Genomic DNA, 10,041 nt, shown 5'->3' with positions numbered 1-10,041 from the left:
GCCCCCTCTACTCGATCAGTTATGCCGAACTTTTCGTTTATCGCCTTTTGAGCGAGACATACTCCTCTTGTGTACTGGGATGGAATTTGAGAGTAGCTGGGGAGCTTTATGTGCCGAAGTTCAAGGCAATCCCCAACTAAACTATCCCACCTTTAGTGTGGCTCTAAAAATATTACCGACAGGGCATTGGGGAGCGTTGACTCCGTCTGCCCCGTTGCGCCACTGGCAGCTTATTGAAGTGGGGGAAGGTATTGCTTTGACTAGCAGTATACTGCGAATTAACGAGCGCATATTGCACTACCTGCAGGGAATTCAGTACTTAGATGAGCGATTGGCAAGCCTTGAGGAACCCATGCCGATGCCTAGCCCTTTGGTGTCGTCTCATCAACAACTCGTCCAGCAAATGTCAGCGACTTGGTTGCAGGGGGTTGAAGGGCAATTACCTGTGGTGCAGTTATGTGGGGAGGATGTAGCCAGCAAACGTGCGATCGCGCGGGCGGTATGCGATCGTTTAGGTATCCACCTGCACGCTCTATCGGCAGAAGCAATTCCCACCGATACCAGCCAACTGAATTTAGTAAAAATTTTGTACGAGCGGGAATGGGCATTGAGCAACAGCGCCTTGCTCCTCAACTGCGATTATCTCGAAATAACCGATTCAGCCAGAGAAAATGCGATCGCTCGTTTTATCGAAAGTCTCACTACTCCCCTAATCATAACTAGCCTGGATCGTCGTCGTTCCCGACAGCGCCCCTTGATTACCCTTGATGTCCATCATCCCACCACCGACGAGCAGCGTCTGATCTGGAAAGATGCTTTAGGAGATAGAGTACACCACTTCGACACACAGGTAAACCTCTTGATCTCCCATTTCAACCTCAACGCTCCAGCCATTCACGCCGCTTGTTTGACGGTTAAAGGAATGGAAAATCTGGTAGAGACGCCATCTGATACCCCATCTGAATCAGAGAACCCGGAACATGAGAGAGATAGCTTAATCCAAAATCAATTGTGGGATACCTGTTGCGCCCAAGCCCGTCCCCGTTTGGATGAACTGGCGCAGCGAATTGACTCAGCCGCTTTGTGGGATGACCTAATTTTGCCCGACAAAGAGCGCGATACCCTGCGCGAGGTTGCGGTACATGTGCGGCAGCGGATGCAGGTTTACGAAACGTGGGGATTTGCTGGGAAGAGTAGACGGGGGCTAGGAATCAGCGCTTTGTTTGCTGGTGCTAGCGGTACGGGTAAGACGATGGCGGCAGAGGTATTGGGAAAGGAATTGAGATTAGATGTTTATCGCATCGATTTGAGTTCAGTTGTCAGTAAATATATTGGTGAGACGGAGAAGAATTTACGGCGAGTTTTTGATGCCGCAGAAGGCGGCGGTACAATCCTGTTATTTGACGAAGCCGATGCTTTATTCGGCAAGCGTTCTGAAGTGAAAGACAGCCACGATCGCCATGCCAATATTGAGGTGAGCTATCTGTTACAGCGCATGGAATCTTACCGGGGTTTAGCGATTCTGACGACAAATTTGAAAAGTGCTCTCGATCAAGCCTTTTTGCGTCGAATTCGGTTTATCGTCCAGTTTCCCTTCCCGGATGCTAGTCAGCGAGCGGAGATTTGGCGGCGGATCTTTCCCAAACAAACCCCCACTGAGGGATTGGATTTCCGGAAATTGGGAAAGCTCAACGTCGCTGGCGGGAATATTCGCTCTATTGCTATGAATGCTGCGTTTATAGCTGCCGATGCCGGTGAGTCAGTGCAGATGAAACATATTTTGCGATCGGCAAAGAGCGAATATGTGAAGCTGGAGCGCCCCTTAACGGATACGGAAGTGAAGGGATGGGTTTAGGGATTTTGTCGTGGATGTAACGGATTAGTTCTCTGCTTCCCCATTTACTCTTTTCACAGGGGAGATTTTTTCTAAAGTCCTGTAACAATTCGACTGATGTCTAATCGTATAGATTAAAGGTAAAGCATAATGTAAGATATTAACCCAAGTTGAGTTGGAGAGGCTGGTTATGAGTTCCCGTAGGCATATCAGCAGAAAACTGGACTCTGATTCCACCCCAGTGCAAAATCAGTTCCGCCCTCGTGCCTTTGGTAAAGGTATCCAAGCCAGACAAGCGGAATTACCCACTACCAACTTCTTAGAAACTCGCCCCTTTGGTGTCCCCAATCAAGGAACGTCTCAACAACAGGAGACACCGAGCATCCAAACTCAACGGGAACAAGCAGAACGCTTTGGTTACAATGCCGCTAATATCCCGACGTTTGCTCCCGGCACAGCATCACCGCCACCGATTCAAGCAAAGCTGACGATTGGAACACCTGGAGATAAGTATGAACAGGAGGCGGATCAGGTAGCGTCTCAGGTGGTGAGCCAGATTAATGCGCCTCAGACTCAGCCGTCAACTTCAGGGCAGAGTGTTCAGCGTGAAGAGTTGCCGGAAGAAGAAGAACTTCAAATGAAACCTCTGAGCAACTCTATCCAGCGTGAAGAGGTGCCGGAGGAAGAAGAACTTCAAATGAAACCTCTTACTAACTCCATCCAGCGTGAAGAGTTGCCGGAAGAAGAAGAACTTCAAATGAAACCTCTGAGCAACTCCATCCAGCGTGAAGAGGTGCCGGAAGAAGAAGAACTCCAGATGAAACCTCTTACTAACTCCATCCAGCGTGAAGAGTTGCCGGAAGAAGAAGAACTCCAGATGAAACCCATAGTACAGCGCCAGTCTGGTGGAGACGGAATGGCAGCAACACCAGACCTAGAAGAGTCTATCCAACAGGCACGAGGTAACGGACAGCCTCTCTCTGATAACATCCGGGAACCGATGGAACAGGCATTTGGGGCAGACTTTAGCGGCGTCAAAATCCATAGGGATACCCAATCTGACCAACTAAATCGCTCAATACAGGCTCGCGCCTTCACGACGGGGCAAGACGTTTTCTTCCGTCAGGGGGAATATAACCCTGGAAGTAAAGGGGGGCAGGAGTTGATTGCTCATGAATTTACCCATGTGTTGCAGCAGAATCCTAGCGTGATCCAGTCTAAAATTCAACGCCAAGACACTGGAGATATTCCTGGATATGGTGTAAGTACTGAGTTCGGTGATTACTGGGTTGTACCGGACGACACTCAGATGTCATACAACGTCGAGGGAGAGCAAATTACTGAATCGGAGTTTGCTGATTTACAAAATACTTGGGATGCCTTGCAGTCGGGTTCCGGAAATATAAAAATTAGCGAGGCTGATAGTGCTGGTAATGACTATGGAGGGTTCCAAGACAAGATTCTCGAACAGTTCGGCAAACTGCTATCTAGACCTACAGGTCGTCTGCTGGTGATTGACTTAGTTAATGCCTCACAAACGGTAACGATTCGACCTTCAACAGCTCAAATTTACGGTGGCGCTCATGCCATACGCGGGGGAGCAGGCACATTGGAAAATGCTGATGGAACCCCAGGAACCGGAGGTACAACAACTATAGAAATAGATCCTAATTTGGGAGACGATGACGTAGTGGTTTATGATGCAGCAGGAAACGAAATTCCCTTGCCTATATTCATCACTCTAGGACACGAACTGATCCATGCCCAACATAATGCTGCTGGACAGAACCGTAGAAATCTCCCTGCCTCAGATGCCGCTTACAGTAATAAGGAAGAGGAAGAAACAATTGCCACGGGTTCTCTTACCGAGAATGACCTGAGAAATGAACATAACCTCGACGAACGCCATGGACATGCAGGACGAGATACTCGTTAAACCTCGATTCTATCTTGGACGAAGTATTAGGTATGGTCTAATGCCTACTCTTGTATTGTTTGTTTTCTCGCTCTCCGTAGGTTGCCATACATCACTAGCTCAATTGTTACAAAAGAAATCAGAGGAAGCTGTTGCCATGACTGCCAAATCCATTCCGGCTACCGAGCCAATTCAAGTGGTATGTTCCTCTATCACCAATGATGAAGGTCAGCGATCTGTTGCTTATCAAATCGAGAATGTGTCAGATTCAACGATTCATATTTTTGACAGCCAACGGATGCCCTATCTTTTACAACAGGACGATGAAACCCTTGTTGTCCTCCACGGTGTGAACTCTCCTGATCCCGATAAGGACTATTACGCTATCGAAATTCCCATTACCAAACCTGTAGAACCTGGAGAAGTGGTCAATTATGAAGTGAGCCTGATGCCTCTATATCTCAAAGACCACTATGAAACTCAACGGAACCCTACTGAATTGCAGGGTTCCGTAACTGTCCGCTGTCAGGTGGGTTGGGGTGAGACACCCATTTTGGCATCAGAACGTCACACTAAATCAATCAACTCGCTGCTAGAGTGGCAACATATCACTGAAGCGGAACCCATTGAGGTAAAGCTGCCCTAATCGCAGTTTGGGTAAAGCATTGACACATACTAAGAGGCTTTGTTCAGGAAGAGTGCGATCACTCATTTGAGTTTAGGGGTAAAAGTGGCGATCGCTTTTGTTATCTGGTAACACAACTGAGCAGAAATGTGATCGGTGTACCCGACTTTTTCAATAACGATTAGCAGAGGTTGGAGCAGACTTTCAGGTTTTGTAACGGATAAAAAATAGGACATATTTAAGTTAACAAAACCGAGCCAACGTGTAATTTATGCACAAATTAGTGCTAAAGTCAAGTTACCCTTAACTTCTGAAGCTGGTCATGCGTATCAGTCAGCATCTCCGAAAAAAAGCGTCTCTGGAATCTGCTTCTACCCCAGTGCCAAATCAGTTACAGACACGCTCCTTTGGTAAAGGAATCCAGGCTAGACAATCGGGGCTACCAGCTACTAATCTATTGCAGACGCGCCCCTTCGGTAAAGGCAACCAGGCATCCTCTCAACAACAGGAAAAGCCGAACATCCAAACTCAATTGGAACAGGCAGAACACTTTGGCTACAACGCCGCTAATATTCCCGTATTGGCTCCAGGCACGTCGTCACCATCCGCCATGACCCATAGGATTCAACCCAAGCTATTCGACTTTGGGGACATTATAGACACGATGTCTAAAGGCGTAGAGGTCGTTGTTGATGCTTTGAAATCAGTCACCACTATCAAGCTAGAGGGAAGCGTCGGACGTGGGGGAAAGAATAAGACGACTGATGTGGTCACCATTCAACAGCGACTCAGTGGTCTTGGTTTCTTAACCAATGATGCTAGCGCAGCCGAGAGACCGACTAGTGAAACGAAAGAAAGTATCCCTGAAGATTCCCTGTCTGCCACTATTGCAGCTATTGAACACTATCAGTCTGAAGTCGTTAAGCTCTCTTCTCCTGACGGTCGTGTAGATCCTGGCGGTAAAACCTTAAAAGCTTTAAGTGCTTGGACAAAAGCAACCGAAGACGAGCAAGAGGTAACACCTAAGCCAGAACCGGAAACCCCATCACCAACGACCGACCAACCCTCACCTGCCATTCCATCAACTGAGATTGAAAAGACGATTGCCTCTTTAAAGAATCCAGCGACTGATGCTATTGTCAGCGATCTAGAGCGGATGGCATCGACTAAACAGGAAATCACCAAAAAGAACGAAGAAACGGGACAGGGAAGAGATGCTCTGATTAATGACATTGTTGCTGTACGTCAAAAAATCTCTACCCTGAGCGCAGCAGAACTCAATGTAGATGCAGCGACTTTGCAGGCGATTCAATCTCATTTTTATAAAAAAGTTGCCCAAATTGCGCCCTATTACACCCAAACCGCAAATGCCAATATTTTATCTAAAAGTAAAACGGAGGCATGGAAAAGAACCTGCAACATTACCACGATTGGGATGACGTTAGAAGGGTTGGGTAAGTCAACTAGCAGCTTTACAGGCAACATCATCTTGATTGGCAATATAGCCAAGTATTTTGAAGGAGCGTTGCAAGAAAAAGAGGCAGATGCGAGTAATGTTACTAGCTTACGTTTCCCGGACTTTCTGCAATTGGTTGCCATTTATATCGCGCTGACTGACAATCTGGGCTTATCCTCAGAAGAACTCAACCAGAAGGCACAATCCGACCCTGTTACCTTTGGTGAATCAGTTGATAAGGCTCGCGCTATCGCGGCAGGTATGGTTACATATAGCTCCTTATTCAATAAATTCACCCAGCTATTTGGCGTAAAAGCAACCTCTAAAACCAACTCTTACAATACAGCCTTAAGTGCATTCGGAGCCTTCACTCGAGGAGTGCAAGCAGCCGTCAAGGATAAGAAAAATAAAGGCAAAAAACCTGAAGAAATAAGCAATGCGGTCAGAGAGTATTTTGTGTCAGAAACTGAAAAAGACAAAACCAAACTCGAAACAGAGATTGAAACGCTGAAAGAAAAACTATCCGCAACATCCGGGAAATCGTTGAAAAAATTTAACAAAAAAATTGCCACAAAAGAGAGACAACTAGCGAAGAAACAAGAACTGCTAGAGGCTTATCAAGCGACTGAATCACCCGCAAAAATGAATGAAATCTTACCCTTAGCATCTTACAAAGCCAGCGTACTCAGTCCCATGAGTAATCTGCTCGGTTCTGGCAAGCAGGTGATTGTAAATCTACACAACCATTTCGTTCGATTGGAAGCTATCAACGAGGAGAATATCGTTGTAGACGATCCTGGATCAAGAACAAAGAAGAATATGGACATCTCTTGGGAAGATGCTCGTGCGCTCGGTTACTTCAAACGCTACACAATATTGGAATAAATTGGAATAACACTCTCGGTTGGGAAAGGTTAGAAAATTGGGTTAATTACTCACCGTGATATTTGGCTACTGTAAAGGGAGTGCGATCGCTCCCCATTTCCCCAACCCACCCAAAATTTGACATAACCACAAATTAAGTGCTATCTGTCAAGTATATCCCTAATTAAACTTCGAGGGGTGGGCTATGGGCATCCGGCAACGAATCCAAAAGAAAAAAGAAGACGATTTTATCCCAGTACCGAGTCAATTGCAGACGCGCCCATTCGGTAATGGCATCCAAGCCAGACAAAAAGGATTACCCGTAACTAACCCCTTACAGATGCGCCCCTTTGGTTCTCGCCACAACCTATCCTCTCTACACCCAGAAACAACAGACATTCAGACGCAACTGAAACGGGCAGAACAGTTTGGCTACAATGCCGCTAATATTCCTGTATTGGCTCCCGAAAAAGAAGATTCATCTCAAAATCAAATCGCAACCCACAACCATCCCGGCGGCGCTCCCCCTAATCAAGGGAATATTCTATCGGCAATTGAAAAAGGCATCAAAGAAGTTCGAGCCGTGGGTATCTACGGTACATTTGCCCTGCGACGAACGGCTGAGGCGTGGCAAATCAGCAACGAGAAAGTAACAAGCGCCTTTGCAAAAGGGATCGAAAAGTGGTCGCAAGAATGTCCCCCAGAATTAGCCAACCACCACCTCCCTAACAAAGGAATACCGCAAACTGGAGCAACTTTTAAAGAAGACCTGTTTATGGCAAACTACTTTGCCTGCAAAATTCTAGCAAAGCAAAGTAACGGTGCAGTTATTTACGAACACCCCAACGAAAAAGAACTGATTGAAAAACGGTCGAAACTCTACCGGGATAGAACCATTCTGCCCATTCACCGGCAATTAACTGCAAGTAGCAACCAAGCTGATCCAGGTTCTTCTGGCAGTATAACCCCCCTAAAACAAGTCAGCGATCGCAAATCTTTAGAGTAATCAATGTTCCAAAGCAGTTTCCAGACTTGGTGCTGGCAGCCAAGCCAGTATCATACATTGCCGGATACGTTAGCATTTGCCTCGCTGACGCTCCTTCGTCGCTAAAGATTGTAATGAAGTTAGCGTCGTCCCTTCTCTCGCAAGAGTTCATCTGCCCAAACTCTATCCTCTTCCTTCAGCCGAGGTACAGGTTCCTGACTGTAATCCACTGCCATATCGTATCTTGCTCGTTGATATATTCCAACTAACAAACTCTGCAAATCTACGATTGGCTCAGTATCTCCTGACTGCAAAGGAAGGAAAAATTTAGGAATTTCCTGCCGGACACTAAAACCATAGAATTGAGCTAAGGGACGGCGATTACCAAGAGCAATTAAGATTCGATAATCTGTCTGAGGGATTTCACTCAAAATAGGCATGGGTTTACCACCCCGGAGCAAGTCAATCTCTACTAAATGAGTAGGAGTACTTAGCACTTCTTGACGCTTGCGTAGATAGGCTTCACGTCCTGTTCCAGCACGTTTATTAGTGGGCGAAAGCACTTCAATTGTTGTCATAACATAACCCGTTGCCGCTTCTCGGATTTCTAAATAACCTTCCCTGATTTCTTCTGGCACTGGTATGGTTACTGTGACAGCTTCCCCAAGAGTCGGTAGAGTGGCAGTGGCTGGTGTCTGGCTAGTTAGAGTTGATTTTTGAAAGGTTACGGCTACATCAGGAATTCCTACCTCCACTGACTCATCGCTATTATTGAGATAGGTTCGTTTTTCAATTGCTACTCGATATTTAAGGCTGAGTTCCGTCTCTATGGCATCCGCTAGTGCAGTTATCAGGCGGTGATGCACCTCTGACCAGAATTGAGGGCTTTCTAAATACGGATTCATTCCTGGAAATGGAGAAGGCATTGCAAGGACTATGCATTGATCTCATATCAATTCCTATCATACAAGGGGCAACTCTTCCTCAATTAGCTGGGATAATTTCTGAGAGGTGGTAGGTGGTAGGTAGGTGGAAATTTATCTCTAAAACCTTTCCCTATTCCTTTCTTCGATGAAAACGCTATATGCATTGAGAATTTGAGGGAAGGTTGGAGTTACAATCCCCATCCTCTCCCCCCGACCTCCCATTGAATCTATTTCCCCTGCCCCAGACTCCTACGCTACATTGAGAGAGCGTACTTTTTTCGCAACAGGTAGAAATCACTCCACCAGGGTTTTGAATGACTCGCCTATCACCACCAATCGATGCCAATCGCAAGGAACGCCCTCGCGAAAACGACTGGCGACTATTCCTGAGGCTGGTGCCTTATGCCCGTCGTAGTGGACGCCTTGCATTAGTGTCCATCCTTTTATTGATACCCGTGTCCATCGTCGGTGCGATTCAACCCCTGATGGTTGGGCAGGCAGTTTCCTTAATTCGCCAAGAGCAAACCTGGTTTTTTTTGCAAGAGCGATCGCTAGCAGAAGGCATCCATATTCTCAGTGGTCTACTATTACTGACCATCATAATCCGGCTGGTATTCGGAATTATTCAAAAATTTTTAGAGGAAACTCTCGGACAGCGAATTACGGCTGGGATTCGCGAAGACCTTTTCGATCACGTTACCTCTCTAGCGGTGCGATTTTTTGACCGCACACCTGTAGGAAAGTTGATTACCCGACTTACTAGCGATGTGGAAGCCCTAGGACTAGTCTTTTCTAGTGGTGCCATTGGAATTTTAAATGACCTGTTCTCAATGGTATTCATTGCCCTCTTCATGTTTTCACTGCAATGGCAGCTAGCGCTAATTCTAGTGCTGATGCTGTTTCCAGTAACAGCTCTAATTGTTTACTTCCAGCAGCAATATCGCAAAGCTAACTACATAGCCAGGGAAGAACTTTCGTCCCTCAACTCGATGCTGCAAGAAAACATTAGCGGCATTAATATCGTGCAGCTATTCCGCCGTGAACAATTAAATGGCGAGATGTTTCGTGCAGTGAACCAGCGCTATGTTGCTGAAGTTGACAAAACCATCTTTCATGATTCAGCGGTTTCAGCAACACTAGAGTGGGTTAGTTTAGCGGCGATCGCGATAGTGCTGTGGCTGGGAGGTTGGCTAATCCTGAAAGATGCTTTAAGTTTTGGAGTTTTGTCAGCTTTTATCCTATACGCCCAACGCTTGTTTAATCCCTTACGCCAATTTGCTGAAAAATTCACCATGTTTCAAGCGGGCTTCACTGCAATCGAGCGCGTTAACGATATTATGAACGAGCCGATTGAAATTCGTGACCCAGTTCTTGAAGAGGAGCTGGGGAGCTGGGGAGCTGGGGAGCTGGGGAGCAGAGGAGCTGGGGAGGGGGGG

Annotated in this window: 7 protein-coding genes; 6 read left to right on the top strand and 1 reads right to left on the bottom strand. The window is 46.6% G+C overall.

Annotation, left to right across the window (positions count from 1 at the left end; all coding sequences use genetic code 11):
- The 5 genes from IQ257_RS27490 to IQ257_RS27470 all read left to right on the top strand — a co-directional run.
- The coding region (locus IQ257_RS27490; protein ID WP_193933386.1) for an ATP-binding protein at positions 1 to 1,855 on the top strand (1,855 nt) is incomplete at its 5' end.
- A gap of 169 nt (positions 1,856 to 2,024) precedes the next feature.
- Positions 2,025 to 3,770 (top strand): eCIS core domain-containing protein, encoded by a 1,746-nt coding sequence (locus tag IQ257_RS27485; protein WP_193881018.1) that lies wholly within the window; start codon positions 2,025 to 2,027, stop codon positions 3,768 to 3,770.
- A 40-nt stretch (positions 3,771 to 3,810) separates the two neighbouring features.
- Positions 3,811 to 4,395, top strand: a complete 585-nt coding sequence (locus tag IQ257_RS27480) for a hypothetical protein (RefSeq protein WP_193881015.1) — start codon at positions 3,811 to 3,813, stop codon at positions 4,393 to 4,395.
- Positions 4,396 to 4,696: 301 nt separating this feature from the next.
- A complete protein-coding gene (locus IQ257_RS27475; protein WP_193881012.1) occupies positions 4,697 to 6,715 on the top strand; it encodes a hypothetical protein in 2,019 nt (672 codons plus the stop codon).
- A 184-nt stretch (positions 6,716 to 6,899) separates the two neighbouring features.
- A complete protein-coding gene (locus tag IQ257_RS27470) occupies positions 6,900 to 7,700 on the top strand; it encodes a hypothetical protein (RefSeq protein ID WP_193881009.1) in 801 nt (266 codons plus the stop codon).
- Positions 7,701 to 7,819: 119 nt separating this feature from the next.
- On the opposite strand, the gene IQ257_RS27465 is transcribed toward IQ257_RS27470, so the two are convergent.
- Positions 7,820 to 8,605, bottom strand: a complete 786-nt coding sequence (locus IQ257_RS27465; protein WP_193881006.1) for a DUF4058 family protein — start codon at positions 8,603 to 8,605, stop codon at positions 7,820 to 7,822.
- A gap of 314 nt (positions 8,606 to 8,919) precedes the next feature.
- On the opposite strand from IQ257_RS27465, the gene IQ257_RS27460 reads away from it, so the two are divergent.
- Positions 8,920 to 10,041 (top strand): ABC transporter ATP-binding protein (locus tag IQ257_RS27460; RefSeq protein ID WP_193933384.1); only part of this gene is annotated, 1,122 nt, incomplete at its 3' end.

The organism is Coleofasciculus sp. LEGE 07092, from assembly GCF_015207375.1.
Taxonomy (GTDB): domain Bacteria; phylum Cyanobacteriota; class Cyanobacteriia; order Cyanobacteriales; family Coleofasciculaceae; genus LEGE-07092.
Note: the sequence above shows the minus strand (reverse complement) of the source record. Positions and strands in the feature narration are given on the sequence as shown.

Bases quoted from the DNA above. Each gene is read 5' to 3' on its own strand.
- IQ257_RS27465 (WP_193881006.1), bottom strand. From the start codon at position 8,605: ATGCCTTCTCCATTTCCAGGAATGAATCCGTATTTAGAAAGCCCTCAA.
- IQ257_RS27475 (WP_193881012.1), top strand. From the start codon at position 4,697: ATGCGTATCAGTCAGCATCTCCGAAAAAAAGCGTCTCTGGAATCTGCT.
- IQ257_RS27480 (WP_193881015.1), top strand. From the start codon at position 3,811: ATGCCTACTCTTGTATTGTTTGTTTTCTCGCTCTCCGTAGGTTGCCAT.
- IQ257_RS27470 (WP_193881009.1), top strand. From the start codon at position 6,900: ATGGGCATCCGGCAACGAATCCAAAAGAAAAAAGAAGACGATTTTATC.
- IQ257_RS27485 (WP_193881018.1), top strand. From the start codon at position 2,025: ATGAGTTCCCGTAGGCATATCAGCAGAAAACTGGACTCTGATTCCACC.